24 protein-coding genes are annotated in these 20,380 nt (G+C 44.1%); 14 read left to right on the forward strand and 10 right to left on the reverse strand.

Features of this window, described 5'->3' with window-relative positions:
• Positions 1-7: 7 nt before the first annotated feature.
• Positions 8-1,024, reverse strand: a complete 1,017-nt coding sequence (gene ilvC, locus KFK88_RS02845) for a ketol-acid reductoisomerase (protein WP_223577144.1) — start codon at positions 1,022-1,024, stop codon at positions 8-10.
• A 695-nt stretch (positions 1,025-1,719) separates the two neighbouring features.
• Complete coding sequence (locus KFK88_RS02850; RefSeq protein ID WP_223577145.1) at positions 1,720-2,541, reverse strand: UDP-2,3-diacylglucosamine diphosphatase; 822 nt, start codon at positions 2,539-2,541, stop codon at positions 1,720-1,722.
• 177 nt (positions 2,542-2,718) lie between these two features.
• Here KFK88_RS02850 and KFK88_RS02855 point away from each other — a divergent pair, with 177 nt between their 5' ends.
• Both KFK88_RS02855 and KFK88_RS11870 read left to right on the forward strand, forming a co-directional pair.
• Positions 2,719-4,335 (forward strand): BamA/TamA family outer membrane protein, encoded by a 1,617-nt coding sequence (locus KFK88_RS02855; protein ID WP_223577146.1) that lies wholly within the window; start codon positions 2,719-2,721, stop codon positions 4,333-4,335.
• Positions 4,336-4,545: 210 nt separating this feature from the next.
• Positions 4,546-4,674 carry a hypothetical protein gene (locus KFK88_RS11870; protein ID WP_263296328.1) on the forward strand — a complete coding sequence of 43 codons (129 nt, stop codon included), beginning with the start codon at positions 4,546-4,548 and terminating at the stop codon, positions 4,672-4,674.
• On the opposite strand, the gene KFK88_RS02860 is transcribed toward KFK88_RS11870, so the two are convergent.
• Positions 4,671-5,762, reverse strand: coding sequence for a glycosyltransferase family 9 protein (locus KFK88_RS02860; protein ID WP_223577147.1), 1,092 nt, complete (start codon positions 5,760-5,762; stop codon positions 4,671-4,673). The genes KFK88_RS11870 and KFK88_RS02860 overlap by 4 nt on opposite strands.
• An 87-nt stretch (positions 5,763-5,849) precedes the next feature.
• Here KFK88_RS02860 and KFK88_RS02865 point away from each other — a divergent pair, with 87 nt between their 5' ends.
• Complete coding sequence (locus KFK88_RS02865) at positions 5,850-6,563, forward strand: 3-deoxy-D-manno-octulosonic acid kinase (protein WP_223577148.1); 714 nt, start codon at positions 5,850-5,852, stop codon at positions 6,561-6,563.
• A 32-nt stretch (positions 6,564-6,595) separates the two neighbouring features.
• On the opposite strand, the gene KFK88_RS02870 is transcribed toward KFK88_RS02865, so the two are convergent.
• Together KFK88_RS02870 and KFK88_RS02875 are read right to left on the reverse strand one after the other, a co-directional pair.
• A complete protein-coding gene (locus KFK88_RS02870; protein WP_223577149.1) occupies positions 6,596-7,678 on the reverse strand; it encodes a DUF3667 domain-containing protein in 1,083 nt (360 codons plus the stop codon).
• Positions 7,662-7,928 carry a twin transmembrane helix small protein gene (locus KFK88_RS02875; protein WP_223577150.1) on the reverse strand — a complete coding sequence of 89 codons (267 nt, stop codon included), beginning with the start codon at positions 7,926-7,928 and terminating at the stop codon, positions 7,662-7,664. The genes KFK88_RS02870 and KFK88_RS02875 overlap by 17 nt, the downstream gene beginning before the upstream one ends.
• A gap of 114 nt (positions 7,929-8,042) precedes the next feature.
• Between KFK88_RS02875 and KFK88_RS02880 the strand changes: the two genes are divergently transcribed.
• The 7 genes from KFK88_RS02880 (at position 8,043) to KFK88_RS02910 (ending at position 14,708) form a co-directional block, all read left to right on the forward strand.
• Positions 8,043-8,843 (forward strand): SURF1 family protein, encoded by an 801-nt coding sequence (locus KFK88_RS02880; protein WP_223577151.1) that lies wholly within the window; start codon positions 8,043-8,045, stop codon positions 8,841-8,843.
• Positions 8,824-9,426, forward strand: coding sequence for a hypothetical protein (locus tag KFK88_RS02885; RefSeq protein ID WP_223577152.1), 603 nt, complete (start codon positions 8,824-8,826; stop codon positions 9,424-9,426). The genes KFK88_RS02880 and KFK88_RS02885 overlap by 20 nt, the downstream gene beginning before the upstream one ends.
• Positions 9,427-9,523: 97 nt before the next feature.
• Positions 9,524-10,618 (forward strand): COX15/CtaA family protein, encoded by a 1,095-nt coding sequence (locus tag KFK88_RS02890; protein ID WP_223577153.1) that lies wholly within the window; start codon positions 9,524-9,526, stop codon positions 10,616-10,618.
• Complete coding sequence (gene cyoE, locus KFK88_RS02895) at positions 10,608-11,522, forward strand: heme o synthase (protein WP_223577154.1); 915 nt, start codon at positions 10,608-10,610, stop codon at positions 11,520-11,522. Before KFK88_RS02890 ends, cyoE begins: the two co-directional genes overlap by 11 nt.
• Before the next feature lie 48 nt (positions 11,523-11,570).
• Positions 11,571-12,239, forward strand: coding sequence for an SCO family protein (locus tag KFK88_RS02900; RefSeq protein WP_223577155.1), 669 nt, complete (start codon positions 11,571-11,573; stop codon positions 12,237-12,239).
• A 25-nt stretch (positions 12,240-12,264) separates the two neighbouring features.
• Positions 12,265-13,650 carry an MATE family efflux transporter gene (locus KFK88_RS02905; RefSeq protein WP_223577156.1) on the forward strand — a complete coding sequence of 462 codons (1,386 nt, stop codon included), beginning with the start codon at positions 12,265-12,267 and terminating at the stop codon, positions 13,648-13,650.
• On the forward strand, positions 13,647-14,708 hold the full coding sequence (locus tag KFK88_RS02910; protein ID WP_223577157.1) for a glycosyltransferase family 9 protein: 1,062 nt from the start codon (positions 13,647-13,649) through the stop codon (positions 14,706-14,708). The genes KFK88_RS02905 and KFK88_RS02910 overlap by 4 nt, the downstream gene beginning before the upstream one ends.
• On the opposite strand, the gene KFK88_RS02915 is transcribed toward KFK88_RS02910, so the two are convergent.
• Positions 14,686-16,224, reverse strand: coding sequence for a lysophospholipid acyltransferase family protein (locus tag KFK88_RS02915; RefSeq protein ID WP_223577158.1), 1,539 nt, complete (start codon positions 16,222-16,224; stop codon positions 14,686-14,688). The genes KFK88_RS02910 and KFK88_RS02915 overlap by 23 nt on opposite strands.
• A 121-nt stretch (positions 16,225-16,345) precedes the next feature.
• Between KFK88_RS02915 and KFK88_RS02920 the strand changes: the two genes are divergently transcribed.
• The 4 genes from KFK88_RS02920 (at position 16,346) to KFK88_RS02935 (ending at position 18,616) form a co-directional block, all read left to right on the forward strand.
• Positions 16,346-16,732 carry a DUF423 domain-containing protein gene (locus KFK88_RS02920; RefSeq protein ID WP_223577159.1) on the forward strand — a complete coding sequence of 129 codons (387 nt, stop codon included), beginning with the start codon at positions 16,346-16,348 and terminating at the stop codon, positions 16,730-16,732.
• Positions 16,725-17,249, forward strand: a complete 525-nt coding sequence (locus KFK88_RS02925; RefSeq protein ID WP_223577160.1) for a TIGR02444 family protein — start codon at positions 16,725-16,727, stop codon at positions 17,247-17,249. The genes KFK88_RS02920 and KFK88_RS02925 overlap by 8 nt, the downstream gene beginning before the upstream one ends.
• A 71-nt stretch (positions 17,250-17,320) precedes the next feature.
• Positions 17,321-18,274, forward strand: a complete 954-nt coding sequence (gene fkpA / locus KFK88_RS02930) for an FKBP-type peptidyl-prolyl cis-trans isomerase (protein ID WP_223577161.1) — start codon at positions 17,321-17,323, stop codon at positions 18,272-18,274.
• A gap of 15 nt (positions 18,275-18,289) precedes the next feature.
• The gene (locus KFK88_RS02935) at positions 18,290-18,616 is read left to right on the forward strand and encodes a DUF962 domain-containing protein (RefSeq protein WP_223577162.1); all 327 of its coding nucleotides are present in this window, start codon (positions 18,290-18,292) and stop codon (positions 18,614-18,616) included.
• Here the strand turns inward: KFK88_RS02935 and KFK88_RS02940 are convergent.
• From KFK88_RS02940 to KFK88_RS02955, 4 genes are all read right to left on the reverse strand, one after another.
• Positions 18,613-18,837 carry a helix-turn-helix transcriptional regulator gene (locus KFK88_RS02940; RefSeq protein WP_223577163.1) on the reverse strand — a complete coding sequence of 75 codons (225 nt, stop codon included), beginning with the start codon at positions 18,835-18,837 and terminating at the stop codon, positions 18,613-18,615. The genes KFK88_RS02935 and KFK88_RS02940 overlap by 4 nt on opposite strands.
• A gap of 2 nt (positions 18,838-18,839) precedes the next feature.
• The gene (locus KFK88_RS02945) at positions 18,840-19,274 is read right to left on the reverse strand and encodes a hypothetical protein (RefSeq protein WP_223577164.1); all 435 of its coding nucleotides are present in this window, start codon (positions 19,272-19,274) and stop codon (positions 18,840-18,842) included.
• A gap of 183 nt (positions 19,275-19,457) precedes the next feature.
• Entirely contained in the window at positions 19,458-19,757 is a 300-nt protein-coding gene (locus KFK88_RS02950; protein WP_223577165.1) for an antibiotic biosynthesis monooxygenase family protein, read from the reverse strand.
• A gap of 24 nt (positions 19,758-19,781) precedes the next feature.
• On the reverse strand, positions 19,782-20,294 hold the full coding sequence (locus tag KFK88_RS02955; protein WP_223577166.1) for a disulfide bond formation protein B: 513 nt from the start codon (positions 20,292-20,294) through the stop codon (positions 19,782-19,784).
• Positions 20,295-20,380 lie beyond the last annotated feature (86 nt).

Below are 20,380 nucleotides of genomic sequence, written 5' to 3' on the forward strand. Positions count from 1 at the left end.
ACCTGTGCTAGTTGATGGTTTGATCAACCAAGGGTTTCTTCTTAATCCAAGGCATCATGCCACGAAGCTTGGCACCAACCACTTCAATCTGATGCTCAGAATGCGAGTGACGTAATTTATGTAATGTTTGGTAGTCGTTACGACAATCGTCGACATATTCTTTGGCGAATTGCCCGCTTTGGATTTCAGATAATATGTTCTTCATGGACTGCTTCGTTTCCTCGGTAACTAAACGATTGCCACGAGTTAAATCGCCGTATTCGGCGGTGTTAGAAATAGAGTAACGCATGGTGTTGATGCCACCTTCGTACATCAGATCGACAATGAGTTTTAATTCATGCAGACACTCGAAGTAGGCCATTTCTGGGGAGTAACCGGCTTCGACTAAGGTTTCAAAGCCTGCTTGAACTAAGGCTGCGGTTCCACCACATAACACTGCTTGTTCGCCGAATAAATCAGTTTCAGTTTCTTCTTTGAAACTGGTTTCGATGACTCCAGCTCGACCGCCTCCAATAGCGCTGGCATAGGCATAGGCGAGTTCTTTTGTGTTACCAGTGACGTCTTGGTATACCGCGACTAAGCAGGGAACGCCGCTGTCTTCTATATAAGTAGAGCGAACCGTATGTCCAGGACCTTTAGGTGCCACCATGAAAACGTTAATGTCATCGCGAGGTGTGATTTGATTGAAGTGAATATTGAAACCGTGAGCAAATCCTAAGCTGGCGCCGGGCTTCAGATGCGGTTCAATAAATTGCTGGTAAACTTCAGGCTGGTTCTCATCCGGTAGTAGCATCATGACCAAATCTGCATCTTTAATCGCTTCCTCAAGCTCGGCACCAGGCATGTTGCTACGCTCAAGTTTCTCAAACGTTGACGAACCTTTGCGTAGCGCTACGGTCACATCAAAACCGCTGTCTTTTAAGTTATTAGAATGGGCAAAGCCTTGTGAACCATAGCCTAAAACGACTAACTTTTTGTCTCTAAGCGCTTCAATGTTGATATCTGTGTCGTACGTAACTTTCATAATTGCTCCAATGTTGAATTATCTTGTGTTGTCAAAGTAGTTAAAAAATTTCATGTAAAAAAAAGCCCCCGGACTTTTCAGTGCGGGGGCTTCGGTTGTTAGTTGCTTTTTTCTGCTCAATAACGCCCCCGTTGCGGTAATAAAATCACCACAATGATTAAGACGACGATAATGACCGAGTTTAGTAAGTTCATAATTTAAAGAAGCTACTCAAAATTGCTGCACTTATTTATGCTTCGTTAAAAATCAACTCAAAATACTCATTTACTGTTCGTAAACTCCGTGTTTGATTTGATTTTAGGCCTCGCCTAAATATCGTTCGCTGCTTTTGAGTTTGCTTCTTACCTCCAATCTGCTAAATGCACTTTAAGTTAATCAAAAAAAAGCCCCCGGACTTTTCAGTTCGAGGGCTTCGTCATTCGTTGTGTTTCTTAACTCACACGCGCCCTCGTTGCGGTAATAAAATCACCACAATCACGTTAATCACAATGAAGCTCACCGAGAGCTTGTTAAGGGCTTGTTTCAACATAAATACTTCTTACGTTTTGTTCCAAATGCTTGTTAAGTTGCTGCTGAATGCTATCGAAATTCATTTTTGCGTTCAGCGTTTGAGTTGAGATTAACACAGCTGCTGACCTTTGCAAATATATTTTAGATATTTTCTCTCTGGTCAGATGTTACTATAACCAAAAGTTCTAAAGGCCTTCGTTGTGAGTGACTGCTAACTCAGGAAGTTCTTCCAAAATATAGTGTTGTCGTAGCTGATGCCAGTTCAATATAGATAAATTACCCTCAAAATCTTCGGCCAAAGCTGTGCAGCTCTCAACCCAGTCCCCATCATTGTAATAATCAATGCCATGAAATTGGCGAATCTCAGCATGATGTATGTGGCCACAAACAATACCGTCAGCTTGTTGTTTCTTGGCGTGCTCAGAAGCAATTTCCTCAAATTGAGAAATATAACTCACGGCATTCTTAACTTTCATTTTTAGGTGAGCGGACAAAGACCAGTAACCTTTGCCAAACTTTTGTCGGAACTTATTAATAGGACGATTAAGTTTTAAAAGAAACTCGTAAAGGTGATCGCCAATCGTTGCTAACCATGGGGTAAAGCGCATGACGTTATCAAAAATATCGCCATGCAGTACTAGTAAACGTTTACCTTGGGCGGTGATGTGAATATCTTCTTCACAAATCTTAACGTTGCCTAAAGACATGTTGGCATAGTTACGAATTAAGGAGTCATGATTGCCTGGAATAAATATGACTTCGCAACCTTTGCGTCCTTTGCGCAGAATTTTTTGCACCACATCGTTATGCTCTTGAGGCCAGTACCAACGATTTTTAAGTCGCCAGCAGTCGATGATGTCGCCGACAAGATATAGTTTTTCGGATTCGATGTGCTTGAGGAATTCAAGCAGTAACTTAGACTGACAGCCTTTACTGCCTAGATGAGTATCTGAGATCCAGATTGTTCGATAACGCGCTTTCTCAGCGTGAGTAGATGGTAATGTCATTGGTGTTACCTGATCTATTCGTTGCGCTTACTGTATCAGCCCCTCATGACTTTTATGTGACGATTGTGTGATTAAGATCCTACAATTTAAAGCATTTTTACGAGTGTATGACAGCTATTTGGGGAAAATATGGATATACTCTATGATGTTGTTTAATAAAAATGACATAGGGAGCATATGCGACAGTTTTTCGGAGTCATGTTGTGCTTTTTGGCCAGCTTGACCGCTACAGCGAATGACTCAAAAGTTGCTGCAGGTGATGCAGTCAATAAGCACGGATATTTCATTAACGATATCAAGATCGTGATACACCCTATTTTCAGTGAGGAAGAACGTACAGGGTGGCTCTATGAAACTGCGGATGAGCTTCATATCGACACAAAACCCTATGTGATTGAACGATTATTACCTTTTAAAAAAGGGGATACTGTACACAAACGTCTCCTCAGAGAGGCCGGCCGAATTCTAAGACGACAGGGATTTCTAAGAGATGCCAAAGTGAGTTGGGAGGAAGCTGAAGATGGCCGTGGAATAAATCTTAAAGTTGAAACGTGGGAAACTTGGACATTGGTTCCTACTGTTGACGTCAGTCGAGAAGGTGGTGTGACGGAATATGCTTATGGGATTGAAGATGATAACTTGCTGGGACACGGATTACGCGCCACACTTGAATACTTTAAAGAAGACGATCGTTCTGGCCACACGTTAGTACTGGCCACAGATGTTTCAACTGAGCATCACATTCAAAGTGCCGTCGCTTTGTCGAACAATTCAGATGGCGAGCAATATTCATTATCGTTGAAAAAACCTTTCTATACATTAGAAGACACCTGGTCAGCTGGGGTCTTTTATAATTCACAAAAATTACGCGATACCATTTATAGTAATGACGAAGCGGTCAATATTTTTGAGCAAGATATTGACCAGTATGATCTATCTTTTGGCCTTTCTAAGGGGCTTGTTAATGGACATTCTTTGAGATATTCCGTTGGTTACAGCAAAGACGAACATCACTTCGAGGCACTAGCAGATACGACAGCGTTACCTTATGACAGAGGGTTGGAGTATGTTTGGTTCGGTTTGGAATATCAGAAAGATGAGTTTATTCAAACCAAAAACCTGTATTTGATAGGTCGTACCGAGGATGTGCAGTTCGGCTGGTATCATCGTCTAAAGCTTGGCTATAACACCGATGAACTCGGTAAAGAAAAAGGCGCTGTGGCTTTTTGGAAAGGGCGTTATGTGACAAAACCGCATGACGACCATTTGCTGCACTTTTTTGCCAATGCCAGCTCTGAAGGTGACAGCATCGATGCACAAGGAAGACCGCTAGGCGTCACCTCATACTATGGAATGGGTTTGGAGCACTTCTACCACTCCAGCCAAGAACATATTCTCTATAGTAAACTGCACTACCGGGGCGCTGACAACCCCTATATTGATCGTCCCATATCGCTCGGTGGAGAGTCGGGCCTACGAGGTTATCCACTTGAGTACCAGCATGGTGAAGAAAGCTTCTTATTGAATTTTGAAAAGCGGTATTACCCTGGCACGACTTGGTTTAAGTTACTGAATGTTGGATATGCAGCTTTTGTCGATGCAGGACGTGTCAGTGGCGATACACCTTATGTCAATCAAGAAGACGGAACTTTGGTCAGCGCTGGCGTTGGGTTACGCTTGTTTATCGCGCGTTCTAGCGGCCGTAAGGTGATCAACATTGATCTGGCATCACCCTTGAATTCTGACTTTGTTGATGGCGTTGAACTCAGTATTACCCTAAAGGCCAGTTTTTAGTTCGGAACAAGTAACATCTGGTTTGGTTTGCGACATATTTAGACATGAGTTGGATCTAAGTGATTGAATTTTTGCTCAACTGTCAGTGTTAGACACAGCTATTTACATTTATAAACACACCCTTCACCAAAAATAGGGTTTGATAGTTATGTGGACTGAAGGGAAGTGTGTGTCACTTCAGTGAACTAACAAACTGAAAGGGGAAGAACCATGAAACAGAACAGCGAAATCAACACTGAACTTGAGAGTGATTATGATGCCGAGGGTATCTTTATTGATGTCTGTAAAGCGGCGGTGGCGATTGTGTTAATCGGGATGGTGCTTTACGCAGCAATTTAAACGGAGCCTTCGTTAGGTGATTCGCTTAAGGGCTGCTCAAGGGCATAAAAGTCGATGGCTTGTTCAATCAAGTTGCAAACGCGCTCAGCACTAATATGTTGCATCAGGTTATCGCCTTTGAGACGGTAGCCCCAAGGGATCGCGTCAGGCTCAATCTTGAGCTCATCACAAGCTAACTTGGTGTAAGCGTCTGCAATAAAGCGCTGATACAAATAGGGCCCCGTGCGCTTGGGATTACTATGCGCGTATAAGCCTATGACTGGCGTACCTTGCGTGACGGCCATGTGGGCAGGACCTGAATCCGGTGCGATGACGAGTTGAGCTTTCTTTAACGTCAGTAATAGTTGTTTTAAATCGGTCTGACCAGCCAAACTAATGGTATAGGCCCGAGAGGCTTTAGAAATATTGGCACAGAGTTCCTTTTCAAAGCTTGAGGGACCTCCCGTGAGTAATACCTGATACCCTAACTGGTGACAAAAGTCGGAAATGGCGACATACCGTTCCGTGTTCCAGTTGCGTTCCGCTTTACTGGCAGCCGGTGATATAACGACGAAAGGTTCTTTCGGCAGGAAGTTTGTTGCCCAAGCTTTGGCTTCGTGTGGGATGGGAATATCCCATGTTGGTAAGCTATCTTCGACACCAATTGCTCGCACAAAGTCTCGAAAGCCATCTAACACATGGTACCCACGAGAGTCTGAGATGTGTTGGTTAACAAATAAGGAATGAAGTTCTTTACTGCGCTCTTTGGCAAATCCTATCTTTGTTTTGGCGGGAATGAAGAATGCCGCTAAATTTGCTCGAAAAGCCAACTGCATATGAAGCAATACATCAAAATGACGTCCTTTCATGCTCTGTTTGAGTTGGCGGTAAGCCTTCCAGCCCAGACTTTTATCGAATACGACAAACTCGACTCCAGGTAAATCCCCAATCAATTTTTCTTCAACTTTACCAATAACCCAAGTGACTTGAGCTTGTGGGTAGGTTTTTTGTAACGCCTGAACCGATGATACGGCATGACAAACATCGCCAATGGCAGAGAGTCTTAAAATACAGATCGATTGTGGAGAGTTTGTTGACGTCGTAATCAAGGTTATGCCCAAGAATGAGTGTTAGGGATACTTCAGATTTTAATGTATAGTATGGCATAAACCAACCGCGACATTGATTGAGTTTGAGTGAAAATTCAACAAGTTGATAAGAATCGATACCTCGTAGCGACTAAAAAGTACCGTGATAAGGTTTCAAAGGATTGGTTTGACCCACAACAATTACAACAAAATGATGACATCATAGGTCAGTCTGTAGGACGCAGTACCACGTATTTTTTTGAGAAGAACGGCAAAGGCTTCGTTCTTAGGCGATACTTCCGAGGCGGCTTGTTATCAAAATGGGTCGAAGACAGTTATTTTTTCTTAGGCATCAGGAAAACTCGGGCATACCGAGAACAAGCCATGTTGAAAAAAATGCGTAAGCTGGGTTTACCTGTGCCAAAGCCTGTCGCTTTACTCGTTACCAAGGCGGGGCTCATTTACCGCGCTTCTATTATCATTCGTCTTATTGAGCAGTCTCAAGATTTATTCCATATCTTACGTGAGCGAGCACTTACTGAAAGTGAGTGGGTTGCAGTTGGAGCCTTGATTCGACAGTTCCACGATCAAGGGGTCTACCATTCGGATCTCAATATTCATAATATTATGATGAATGATGAAGGAAAATTGTGGCTGATTGATTTTGATAAGGGCCGCTTTGTTGAGCCGAACGCTTCTAACTTAGAATCTAACTTAAGTCGATTGAAGCGATCTTTGGAAAAGGAAAGCAAGAAGTGGCCACAGTTTCATTGGCGAAATCCTGACTGGGATTTGTTAATGAAAGGCTATGCCAGCGAATGATCTTTGACTAAGAGCAGCGCTGGCAATAATCATTACACTGAGATCATGGCTTTCATTAGGGCCGCTATCATGATAAAACCGAATACCATCAAGTAGATAAAACTAAAAACAATAAATTTTATGATGGTCCAGATGTGCCCTTGTTGATACAGGCGCTTCATGGATAAGTAAAGATAAATCATCGCCCACACTAATAACGCCCAGTCTACAGGAATATAGTCGAGCCACGTAAATACCTTCTCCAGCTGATGCCAGCCGAGATAGGTCAGAATGGCGGCGAACATAAAACTGTGCGAATGGATTAGCAGCACTAGATGTTCAACGTATAAATGGTTGCGGCGTATATAGAGAACTTTCAGTACTAAAGCTAATAATGGCAAGGTAAATAAAAATGCCTGCGGCAGTGACTCAATAGCGTTTTGGGCCAGCTTTAGGAAAAACTGCGCCTTGGCGTGAGTTTGTTTGTACTGCGGAAGGTAATTGATATCTTGATACGCTTCACACAGCGAAGCAACTTTTCCGTCAAAATAGTTATCGAGCCACTCTGGCCAAACGACGATCATGTCTTCTGGGTTGTTGCAGCTTTCGAGTAAGTCATCGTTGACTTCACGGTTTGCGTCATTGCCAGCAGCAGGGTTTGGGGCTTCCGCCTCAGGTGTCGAGTTACTGGGCAGCGTTGGCTCGGTTTCTGTTTCTCCATTTGATGGGTTTTCTTCTAGAACACCCTCATCCAACAAGGGGTTAGCTTGTACCGCCTGGTTAATCTCTTCCTCAATTTTGTCAGCCGGCTGAGTTTCTATGTCGAGAGAGGTGACATTTAAACCACCAAACGAGGTCAGTAAGAAGAAAATAATGGAAAGGAAAATATAGAGGCGAATCGGCGTTACATAATGATTATGGTGGTGAGCGTTACGGAAATAATCGAGTGTCAGTGCTGCAGGTTTGCACAATGCTCGTGCCGTTTTATAGGCCTTTGAGTCGTAGCCAAACCAATTTTCAACAAACTCCCACAAGAGCTCACGAACACTTCGGTGCGGGCGAAAGGTTTTCTGCCCGCAGTGTTGGCAATATTTTACCGGTTTATGTTCAGGTGCTTGGTTATCGACCTGACTCATCAGTAGTCTCAACAGTTGATTCTGGTGTGGTTTCTACCGGTAACACGCCTTCACGCATGTTGAGAACGCCGTAATGGTCGAGCAACATCACTACGATGAAAAGCAATAAACTGAGGCCAATACGCCAGCTCAGGCTTTTGACCAGTTTTCTGCTGTTTTCTTCACCGCCTTTATTTAAGAAGAATAAACCACGAAAAAGGCTGAATAATATGGCCAGCATTAATATAATAACGACAACTTTAACCCACATAATGTGCTCTACGACGAATTTGACTTTATTCGGCTCATTATACGAGAAAAGTTGATGAGTGGAACCTTAAAGTCTTGAGTCATCGGTTTGTGCACAAAAACTGAAGGTTGTGCTTTGAGTGATTCTCCAAAAAAGCAGCGATTGTGGCAAAAGCCCTTATTTCACCTTTCAATAGGCCGCCGTGTCTTTAAACCTAGCCTGATCCCCACGCTTGGCTTCATTTTGTTGCTACCAGTGTTGCTTCGCTTAGGTGTCTGGCAGCTTGATCGTGCTGAGGAAAAGCGCCAATTGAACAGTGCATTGGAGCTTAAGTCAAAACAAGCTCCTGTGCCCTTAGATGAGGCGATAGCGCTGAAAACCCCCGACATGACACGGATCATCAGTGATGGAACCCCCGTTTCTGATGTGACGTTAGTGATTGATAATCAGACACGAGATGGCCGCTTGGGTTATGAAATTTATGGTCTATGGCAACCTAGCGGTGGTCAGCAACCGATTTTGGTCAGCCGAGGATGGCTGCCGCGGAAGGACTTCTATGAGAAGGTCCCAGAAATCCCAGCTTTTGAAACGCAACAGCTCGAGGGTTCGTTATATTTTTCAAAAGGCGCTAACGCGGTGGTTGCCAGTAATGCCGTGTGGCAAGAGTATGACGGTGTGTGGCTTTTAGGGCAGTTTGATTTTCAAACTCTTGCAGAAAAAGTGGAGAAAATGGGGTATGATAGCGCCCCGTTCATTATCAGGATGCAACCTGATACACAAAGTAAGTTTGTGCGTCAGTGGGCACTAGTCGCTAGTCCCCCAGAAAAGCACATCGCTTATGCGATTCAGTGGTTTGCCATGGCATTCGCCCTGGTCATGTTATTCATCATTTTGAACTTGAAGCGAGTAAAGCACAATGAGTCAACCAACAGTTGATCCTAAACAGCGAACAAAGAACCGTCGTGTCGTTTCTGGACTGGTTTTATTATTCGCAGCCCCCGTCATTTTAGCTTATGTAGCGCACTACATGGGTTGGTTTAACATTGCAACGCAGAATAATGGCACTTTGCTAGAAGCGCCATACCCACACTTTGAGCAGTATCAGTGGCAGACTGCGGAAGGTGAGAAACTTCACTTTCGTGAGTTCGAAACCAAGTGGTGGTGGGTCTACCTTCCTAAATCAGACGACTGTTCGCAAACCTGCGATACCACGGTGAAGTGGTTAACACGTAATCATCTTGCTCTGGGCAAACAAGCTGACAAGTTAAAGCGCTTAGTGGTCTTTCCCTCTCAGGTCATAGGCCAAGAGAAAGTAGAAGATGCTGATAAGATCGTGTTAGCTAAAGGTTCAATTGCTGGCGGTAACCCGCAGTTACAGCGTGGCAAGGTTTATCTAATGGACCCACATGGCAACCTGTTTATGCAATACGAGCCTGTCCATACTCAGGACGAAGCGATTGCGAGCAGTAAAGGTTTGCGTGATGACGTTCGCAAAGCAATGAAGGTTACCGGCCTGTAACGACTGGCTTGGAACGACCTTTTAGACGGTTTTGTAAAAAGTTGCGTTTAGCTAATAGTTAAACGTTAAGGTATACGAAGAGTATAGCGAGAGAGCAATGCAAAAAAGAACTTTACGCCGCTTGGCGGTTTTTGGCTGTTTTTTAGCCCTGTGCGTGATTTTGCTGGGAGCGTGGACACGGTTAAGTGATGCTGGTTTAGGCTGTCCTGATTGGCCTGGATGTTACGGGCACTATACGGTGCCAAGCGATGTTGAATTCATCAATGCCGCGGAATTGAAATACAACCAGAAGTTTGAAGCAGACAAAGCGTGGCCAGAAATGATCCATCGCTATTTTGCCTCGGGTATTGGTTTACTGATTGTAATTCTGTTTATTGGAGCCTTGGTTGGACGTCGCAAAGACCCTTCGATTCCAATTGTATTACCCTGCATTTTACTGCCGTTGGTGATATTCCAAGGGCTTCTTGGCATGTGGACGGTAACGCTCAAGGTCCATCCGTTTATCGTGATGGCGCATTTATTGGGCGGTTTCTCGATATTAACCCTGTTGTTTCTGTACGTATTACAACTTCGACCGAAAATCGTTTCTTTATCGCAAGTGGTGGCAAAGAAATTTAAAACGCTTGCCATGGCAGGCTTGGTCTTGGTCGTGGTGCAAATTGCTCTAGGTGGCTGGACGGCATCAAACTATGCCGCTACAGCTTGTACTGAGCTACCGTTCTGTAACACGGGTTGGACGAAAAATGCGGACTTTGTGGGAGCATTTGACTTGTGGCAGAAGGGCTTCGAATTTGATGAGTTCAAGTTGCACGAACTTGAGAAAATGGAAGCTGACTTGGCGCATGCCCGCGGCGAAACTTTCATTAACTATGAAGGTGGTGTCTTGGAGCATGATGAGAAAGTAGCGATCCACGTGACGCATCGAATCGGTGCCTACATTGTATTTTTAGTTATTGGTTTATTATCCATTTTATTGATCCGTGAGCGCGATAGCGTGTTGCTGCGCCATATTGGGCGAGCTGTAATGCTGATCTTAATCGGTCAGATGTTACTCGGTATCAGCAACATCGTCTTTGGCTTACCGCTTTATGTAGCAGTCGCTCATAACGGCGGCGGTGCTTTGTTATTACTGGCACTGATCATGGTCAATTTTGTGGTCAACTGGCAATTTAGGGGGAAGAATGTCAGCTGAAAAGAATTATCCTAATCCGCGACCGATTACTTGGCGCGATTATTATGAACTGACGAAACCGAAAGTCGTCTACTTATTGGTCTTTACTGCCGTGGTCGGCATGTTTTTGGCCAATGATGTGACGCAAAGCTGGTTCCCCCCAATCAATGCGCTGATTTTCGGCACTATTGGTATCGCGCTTGCCTCGGGTGCAGCTGCGGTGGTTAACCATGTGGTGGATGCCAAAATTGATACCATGATGGCGCGAACACAGCAACGCCCTGTGGCGCAAGGTCGAGTCAGCTCAGCCAAAGCGATTGCCTTCTCGGCGACTTTGGCAGTGATAGCGATGGCTATGTTGTGGTTCTTGGTGAATCCTTTAACCGCAGTATTAACGTTAGGTGGTTTAGTCGGCTATGCCTTTATTTACACCATGTTCCTTAAACGAGCAACGCCACAGAATATTGTGATTGGTGGCTTGTCAGGGGCAATTCCTCCGCTATTGGGCTGGACTTCAGTGACTGGCAGTGCGGATCCACATGCATGGTTGTTAGTTCTGATTATCTTCACATGGACGCCGCCGCACTTTTGGGCGTTATCAATCCATCGTATTGAAGATTACGCTAAGGCTGAGATTCCAATGTTACCGGTGACGCACGGTGAGGATTTCACAAAAACGTCAATTGTGTTGTATACGGTCTTACTGATTTTGTCGACACTGTTGCCTTACTTAACTCACATGAGTGGCATCATCTATTTGATCGGCGCCGTGGCATTAGGGTTATGGTTCTTGTATTACACCATGGTGTTAAAATACCGCGAAAAAGAAGGCGTCGCGATGAAGACGTTCGGCGTCTCGATTGGGTATTTGACTCTATTATTTGCAGTATTGTTAATCGATCACTACGTTGATCCATTTATCTAACGTTGATTAATCATTTGCATTAAAACGTAACAACAGACGAGTATGGTTATGAAAAAACAATTAGGTTCTGCGCGTTTAATCATCATTATAGCAGCACTGCTTTCATTGGTTGCTGGTGTGGTTGGCTATCAAGTGCTATTTGCTGAAAAGCGAATGGAGATTATCCGAACTTTTGATCAACCTCGCTCAATTGCCGCTTTTGAAGGTAAAACACACAATGGTGAACAGTTTTCCGAGAGTGACTTTTTAGGTCAGTGGACCATCGTTTTCTTCGGTTTTACGACCTGTCCAGACGTGTGTCCGACAGCATTGAGTAACATCAACGGCATGATGAAGAATGTTGAACAAGAGTATCTCAAGGATACTCAAGTGATTATGGTCTCAGTTGACCCTGAGCGGGATACGTTAGAGAAACTCGCCAAATATGTCCCAGCATTTAATCCAGACTTTGTTGGTGTGAATGCAGGCTTAAAAGAAACTCAAAAACTGACAAAGTCTATTGGCGTTAGTTTTTTTAAAGTTCCGGGACATGATGATCCTGATAACTATTTAGTCGAACATACTGCACGTTGGTTTGTGATTGATCCTCTAGGCCGTCGTTATGCTTATATTTCGCCAGATCAAACACCGAAACACAAAGATCTGATCAAAACCGTTTCGGAAGATTACAATATTTTGCGTGATAAAGCGGGCGATATCCACGCAGCTGGGCAGTAATCTCTCTGCTTTTTAAGGACGGTTTGTGAGCATCTGGTCGCTGAAGGATATCAAGGAAGATTTAAGCGACAAGCAACAACATCGTAGTACTTGGCGCATTGCTGCGCCAATGCTGCTGTCTAATATGACGGTGCCGTTAGTTGGTCTGGTTGACTCAGGCGTAATGGGGCACCTCCCAGAATCACATCATCTGGCTGCCGTTGGTCTCGGCGCGGCACTATTTACCTTTATTGTCTGGACCATGGGCTTTTTGCGCATGATCACCACAGGCCTGGTTGCACAGGCTTACGGCGCCAGCAATCACCATGACATTCGACAATGGCTTTACCTCTCTTCGTTGCTTGCGCTGTCGGTTGCTACACTAACGTTGTTACTCAACCCTTGGATTATTGACGTTATTTTATGGTGGGTTGAAGGGTCGAGCGATGTTGAAGAAAGCGTATTACTGTATTGGAATACCCGTATTTGGGGTTTGCCTTTTACGCTGCTGAACGCTGTTATGATTGGCTGGTTCATCGGCATGCAAAATGCACGTGTGCCGTTTGTTATGTTGTTGATTATCAATCTGTTCAATGTTGGCCTGGATCTGCTGTTTGTGCAAGGATTTGGCATGGCAGTTGATGGAGTTGCCATAGCCAGTGTTATCGCAGAAATTTTAGGTTTTATTTACGCAGCGATTTGCTTAAAGGGTTTACTTAAAAAGTTCCCAATTAAGGAAAAATTTCAATTAGCGTGGGCTAAACTCAAGCGCTTATTGCGGTTAAATGGCGATCTGTTGATTCGTACCTTATCGTTGGAGTTGGTCTTTTTCACTATCCACTCCCGTGGCGCCGAGCTGGGTGATGCAGTGATGGCGGTTAATGCGGTGTTACTTAACTTCTTACTGGTCATCTCAAGCGGCTTAGACGGCTTTGCCAATGCTGTAGAAGCTCAGGTTGGTCGTGCCCTCGGTCGAGATAAATGGAGAGACTTTCGAGCTAGCATTAATATTGGTGGCTTTTGGTCGATCATCACTAGCTTACTGTTTTGCTTAGCGTTTTTACTCTTTATTGAAACCTTTATTGGTTGGATCACTGACATCGAGTCCGTCAGGCAGCAAGCCGAACCTTATCATATCTATATTATTCTGATCCCACTGGTCGCTATCTGGGGGTTCTGGTTGGATGGTGTCTTTATCGGTGCATCAGCGATTACCACCATGCGCAACTCCATGATTCTTGCGGTGGCGGTAGGCTTTATCCCAATGTACTTCTTAACCAAGGGGTATGATAATCATGGGTTATGGTGGGCGTTCTTCGCTTTCCTCGCCATGCGCGCAATCACTTCGTTCTGGTTACTCTATCGCGGCATCAAAGCAGGGCGTTACATCAGCTTATCGACGATAGCTTTGTACAAAAAGGAACACATGTGAACATTTTAGTGGTACGCCTTTCTGCTATTGGAGACTGTACCTTAGTGTTGCCAGTGATTCGTTCGATACTTGAACAAAATTCAGCAGCTAAAGTGACCTGGTTGATCGGTAGAGCCGCTTATCAACTGCTTAAAGACTCCACGCATCCGCGACTAACCTATATCCCTGTAGATAAGCCTAAATCTTTAAAAGACTATCGTAACATTAAGCAGTTACTCGACGAGTCATATGATGTTCTGTTAGCAATGCAGGCGAGCACGCGAGCGAACCTTATCTATCCATGGGTAAAAGCAAAAAGGAAGATAGGTTTTGATAAAGTCCGTGCACGGGAGTTACAGTGGCTGTTCACTAATGAGCGAATTGACTTCGAACACGAACACCTACATGACAGTTTTCGTAAATTTGCTAAAAAGTTGGGCGTGGATTCACAACCAATAAACTGGAACTACCCTGATGATTACTTTAATTGGCGCATAACCGTTGATAAGGATATAACATCATTTGGACTCCCGGAAAAATACATCGTCGTCAATCCAGCAGCGAGTAAACTTGAACGGAGCTGGTTTGCAGATCGTTATGTTCAAGTGATTGAATACTGTTATAAGCAGTACGGCTTGCCGGCGGTTCTTACTGGCGGTAATGCGGAGTTTGAACGTCAGTTAGCTTCTGAAGTAGAGCGAAAGGTTCAGCGAGTCGGTGGTATACCAATCGTTAACCTAGTAGCGAAAACAAGCTTACAGCAATTGGCTGCTGTATTGGAGCACGCTCAGTTCTGTATCGCGCCAGATACAGGGCCGGCGCATATCGCCAATGCGATGAATACTCCAGTCATAGGTCTCTATGCTGTGGCTTCGAGTCGACTGTCGGGACCCTATTTATTTAAAGACTCGACTATTGATAAGTTTGATCAGGCAGTTAAAACCATTTTGAACAAAGATCCGAGAGTGGTGCCGTGGCGAACCCGGATACACGATAGAGCTGCCATGGCATTGATCAATGTTGATGACGTCAAGAGTACCGTCGATGGCCTAGTCGCTACGCTTGACCTGTCTCATTAAGGTGTTTGTCGTCTACTTCGTTCAGACGATTCAGCTGATATTGTTCGCGGAAAAGCTGTTGGCTAGAGTCGTCTTGCGCCAGAAAGCCTACCGCATCAATAAATTGAGTAATATCTTTCTCACGAGCTTTATCGTTTAATTCCCGCTGATAGAATTCACAACTTCTTGGGTTAAGTAATATTGGGCTACCGTTGGGCAGTAGCTGAATATTACTTTCACGAATCTCACCTAATTTGATCCCTTCGTTATGAAGTTGGGCCAGCCAGTTCCCGAGTACGATAGCTGTTGGGTGACGACGGCTTTGTGGAATATGGTGAAGCGCAACGCCAGGGGTTTCTTGATAGCGGAGCATGTAAGCTTCTCGTTCATCACAAAAGGTAAACTCTTTGGGAGAGATGGTGTAAAAACCACGGAAAGTGAACATGGCGCACTTTTCAAGCATGGTGCTAAGCTCTTTCCGAGTTAAGTCAGTTCCAAAGCTGGTACCGCGATAGAACACGTTGAGTAATTGACCATCAATAGTTCTCACGAGCTTAGGTAAGCCGTTGTCGCGAGACAGTATTTTGCCTGAGTAAAGGGCACCATCATGCTGTTTGCTGGAAATCTTTTTAAGCTTTGGCGGCTTTTGGTAATAAACGCTACGCTGGCCCTCTGGAAGTGTTTTAAAACGTCGATGCACCCAGTAATACTGTTCAGGAGCCTGCATCACACAAGCCTCAAGTATTTTATTAGTCATGGTGCAATCAATGTAATCATCACCGGTAAACTCGATCTCCGGTAACACTTCAATTGTCATCACACCCTGTTGATTTTTGTGGTAACTCACAGGTAAAACTTTAGCCTTGCCAAGCTTGGCAATACGCTGGGGCGAGGTAAGTGTGCTAGCTGGGTTACCAAAAAATGGAGCGAACTCTGTGCTGTGACGCCCCATATCTTGATCGGGCATCAGCCATAAACCTTCACCGCTTTTGAGCCACTTACCGATAGAGCGAATATCGTTGCGGCCCATGGTTTTACTACGGTTGTTACGGCCTTGCTGGATATGCTTATCCAACACAGGATTTTTGTTCGGTCGATAAAAAGCTGCGAAATCAAGATATTTCGCCATAATCGCACCCGCGAGTTCTAGGCTGGTAGTGTGATAACCCAAAAACAAGATGCCTTGACCGCTTGCTTTGGCATTTTCATAGTGTTCAAGACCTTTAATAGCATGGTACTTTTCCAACTTATCAAAAGGTTTATACCAAGCCAGCGTCAGCTCAGCAAAACCTTCACCTAGCGCTAAGAAGTGCTTCTTGGTCATGGCCTGACGTTGATCAAACGTCTTCTTACTAAAACAGTAACGTAAGTTAGCTTCAACGATTAAACGTCTGCTTTTGACTCGGTATAAAATACGCCCGAGAGTACGTCCAGCGGCCATAACAACGGGGTAAGGCAGTTTTGCAAAAAGCTTTAGGATGCCAAAGGCAAGTCCAAGAGTAATGCGCGAGGTAAGTGACTCTTTCTTTTCTGACAAAATATGTAAAAGTTGGTGTTTTAGCCATTTTACCGCGTCGCAAGCCAATTACAACGACTGTGAATTTTGTCATAATGCGGGTTGCCGTATTTTTGATAAATGAGTTAAGCACATAAAACCTATGAAAAAAAATTTCTTATTGCATGGCGCTATGTTCATGGCACTGGCTGTGGCATTGGGCGCTGTTGGCTCTCATGCTTTAGCTTCGAAGCTCACCGAAAAGTCGATGCATTTGTTTAATCTGGGCGTCAACTATCAGGTGTATCATGCGATTGGCTTATTGGCCATCGGTATCATATTTGCCCAGTTCCCGAATAAGAAGACGCTAACCGCTGGTTGGTTAATGTTTACCGGTATTATTGGTTTTAGCGGTGGACTGTATTTTTATGCCATCACGCAGCAAGAATGGGTACGAAGTATCATTCCTGTAGGCGGAGTCTTGCTAATTAGCAGCTGGGTCGCTTTAATACTGGCAATTTTTACAAGGCAGTCGGAAACCAATGAATAGCACAACAAATTTGGACTTGGTACTGGAACAAAAAGATATCTCAGCAGCAGATTGGGCTGATGAATTCTGGGATTGGACTTGCGCGGTATATGCGGATGGCGAGGTTCAAACCTTATGCTTAGCGATGCAAAATCGATTTAACTGTAATGTTAACTTTCTACTGTTAGCCATTTGGCTTGGTGAGCGTCGCTATCTAATCTCTAAAACTGGCTGGAGTATGTTGATTAAACGTACTGAAAGGTTAAGAAAAGGGGTTCGAAGAATCCGAGAAAGTCGTCGAAAAGTTAAGCTAACCGATCGTGAAAAATACGAAGAATTATTAAATTTAGAGCTGAAAGGGGAAAACTTGGTACAAGCCAAGGCCATGGAAACGTTACTTGGATTTAACAATTCTGTACTTGAAGAAAATACCGTTGAGCCCAATCTCATTGCTTATGTCCGCGCTACTGATGGTGGCGATGAGGCGGAGAAAGAAGCCAGAGCACTGGGTGTTCTGGTTCAAAAGTTGAGCGATTAGGCTCGCATTTTGGCAATTTCTATGCAAAATGTTATGTTTTCAACAATCAATAACCATTTGGGGAATCCTCAATGAAACTATTATCAATCAAAAAAACAGCTGTTGTTGTCGCTCTTGCAGGCGCGCTTGCTGCTTGTGATTCAGGCGATAACAAAAACACTACAAAAGCTGGCGAGAAGGGTGCTGTTGCTGAAAGTAACCAACAGGCTGAGTTTAAGGATATGTATGAGAAAGCGGCCTACTCGATGGGCGTTAACTTTTCTCGTCAAATGTCTAAGAACTTCGACTCGTTGAAAGAGTATGACGTTGTTATCGATAAAGACTTAGTTGTACAGGGTATGCGTGATGGCTTTGCTGGCAGCGCGAAGTACAACGAAGAAGAAGTTGCTGCAAATATCAACGAGTTCCAAACTGCGCTTAATGCAAAGATGAAAGAGCGCCAAGAGGAACTAGCGGCGGAAGCAAAGAAAAAGGCTGAAGAAACGCTGAAGAAAGGCCAAGCGTTTGAAGCTGAGTATGCAAAAAAAGAAGGCGTGACTCAAACTGAGTCAGGTTTATTGTATCGCGTGATCGAAGATGCTGAAGGCTCAGAAAGCCCAACGGCTGAAGACGCAGTACGCGTTCACTACCGTGGTACTTTTATTGACGGTAAAGAGTTTGATAGCTCCTATAAGCGTAACAAACCTATCGACTTTAACTTGGGTGGTGTTATCCCTGGCTGGACTGAAGGCCTACAATACATGACAGTTGGCGATAAGTACGAGTTTGTGATTCCAGCTGAACTGGCTTATGGCGAGAATGACCGCGCACAGATCCCAGGTAACTCAACTTTAATTTTTGAAGTAGAGCTTTTGGATGTGAATCCAGAAGAACCTTACCAGGCACCTGAAGAGCGCGTCGAAGAGACAGTTGAGCAGGCAGCTGATGCTGTAGAGGAAGCTGCCTCTGACGCTGCGGAGGCAGTAAAAGAAGGTGCTACTGAAGTTAAAGAAGAAGTCGAAGAAGCTACGGATGGTGAGCAGTAATCACTGCTCCACGTTATGTCAGACAAAGAACTGAAAAGTTTTAAAGAGTTCTGGCCGTATTATCTGGGCGAGCATCGCTTGCCCAGAAATCGCTTTCTTCATTATATTGGCACGTTTGTATCCACAGCGCTTTTAGTGTGGTTAGTGCTGACTCAAAACTGGTGGTTTATTCCACTGGTGTTAATTGCGGGCTACGGACCTGCTTGGATTGGACACTTTTTCCTCGAAAAAAATCGTCCAGCAACCTTCACCTACCCCCTGTGGTCATTAGCCGCTGACTATAAGATGTTCTACTTTGCCTTAACGGGCAGGCTAAAACATGAGTGGCCAAAGTACTTTTAGTCATCTCGCCCTTCGTAGACAAAGATTTCATCCAGTGGTTTCTTGAAAATATTCGCAATTCGAAAAGCAATCTCCAACGAAGGAGAATATTTCCGCTGTTCAATGGCGGCGATGGTTTGTCGTGTCAGCCCGAGTTTTTCGGCAAGCTCTTGTTGCGTCATTTCATCATTCAAGAAGCGTAACGTTTTGATGTTATTGCTTATTGGAATTTGCTTCGCCATGGTTATACCCCACGGCGAGAGAGAATAAATTGCGATCCGTAATTAATGATCTCTGCAACGACAAAAGCAATAAAAACAAAGTAAATACTCAGGAATGGTATTTGGAAGAGCATACTAAGACTGATATAGCCAATCAGAATAAATCCTAATACATGGCTCGAGTAGAAGTTAGACTTCATGACGACCAACTTTTCACGTTCATCAGCCTCTGCGTTAGCTTCTTTGGAGTTCCACAAGGCGACTGCGCTATGCCCGATGATTTCTATGATAATAAACATAATCACCGCGACCCATAATGGTTTAACTTCTAAAATGACTTCTTCGTATCCGCTGAAGAAAGGCCAGATAATGCTGAGCGTGAAAATTAATAGAATAGCAAGCGCTAGGACATGAATAAGAGCACTTTTTTCTCTAAACGTTAGATCGTTCAATGACATAATCAACATCCTTAAAGTTATCAAAATCTAACCCTATGTTAATAATATTTAACATTATGTCAATGAAAATATTCTCAACTGGGCGGTTTGCTACTGAGAAAAAGATGACAGGCATTAAAAAAGCCGTTTAATTATCACTAAACGGCTTCGACAAACGTGAATAACGAATTGAATGTAAAATGGTCAGTCTTTTTTCAAGTGAGAAGCTTGTAGCACCATAACCTTTTCGTCACTTTCCAGCAGCGGGCGCATATCGTCAAGTAAGTCTTGGCGCTCTTCCGATTCAGCCCAGACCTCCCACGTTTCAAATGAATCCCAGCACGACATCACCACGACCTGATTACGGTTGTCTTTGACGTGGAATATCTCACCTGAAAGGAAGCCAGGAATATTACTGGCTTTGTTTTTTGCTTGGCGAATCAGTGCATGATAGTCGTCGAGCTTACCATCGAGGATGTTACGCTCAATAATAATACGAATCATTAGGACACCTAGTATTTGAGTGAATTAGAAAGGTTTCGGTTGGATAAAAGACTTGAATAACCTAAAGCCGATAACCAACGTGGCAATAATAAAAATAACCAGCATCCATTCAGGCATTGATAGTCCAATAAAATTCCAGCTAACTTTAGCGCATTCACCATCACCCGAAAGGACGGTTTGAATGACTTCCATAAACGGTAACATGTCCATCATGGCATCTAGAGGAGCACCGCAGGCTGGAACTTCGTCTTCGGGTAAGTGCTGTAAATAGACGTGTCGACCAGCAATAATGATGCCGCCTATAGCAGGAAGCAGTGCAAGAATTTGATAAATACGATTTGCCCAGGAGTAAATCTTTGGGTTGTGGATAGCGTTAATCAGCAGGACACCACCGAGAGCGACAACCATGGCTCGTTGAAACATACACAGAGGACATGGTTCAAGGCCATCAACATACTGAAAATACAAGGCCGTTACGATTAGCTGGTAACAAATGAATGCGCCGAAGAAGTTCCAGCCTCTATTATTTAAATTCATGAAATTTACTCTGTACAAGGCTCGATCTGAGCAAGTAATTTAGCGCACACTACATGGACTTTGAGAAAAGTTCAAGTAGTAGTGCG

Origin of the sequence: Kangiella taiwanensis (assembly GCF_020005165.1) — a bacterium.
Lineage (GTDB): Bacteria > Pseudomonadota > Gammaproteobacteria > Enterobacterales > Kangiellaceae > Kangiella > Kangiella taiwanensis.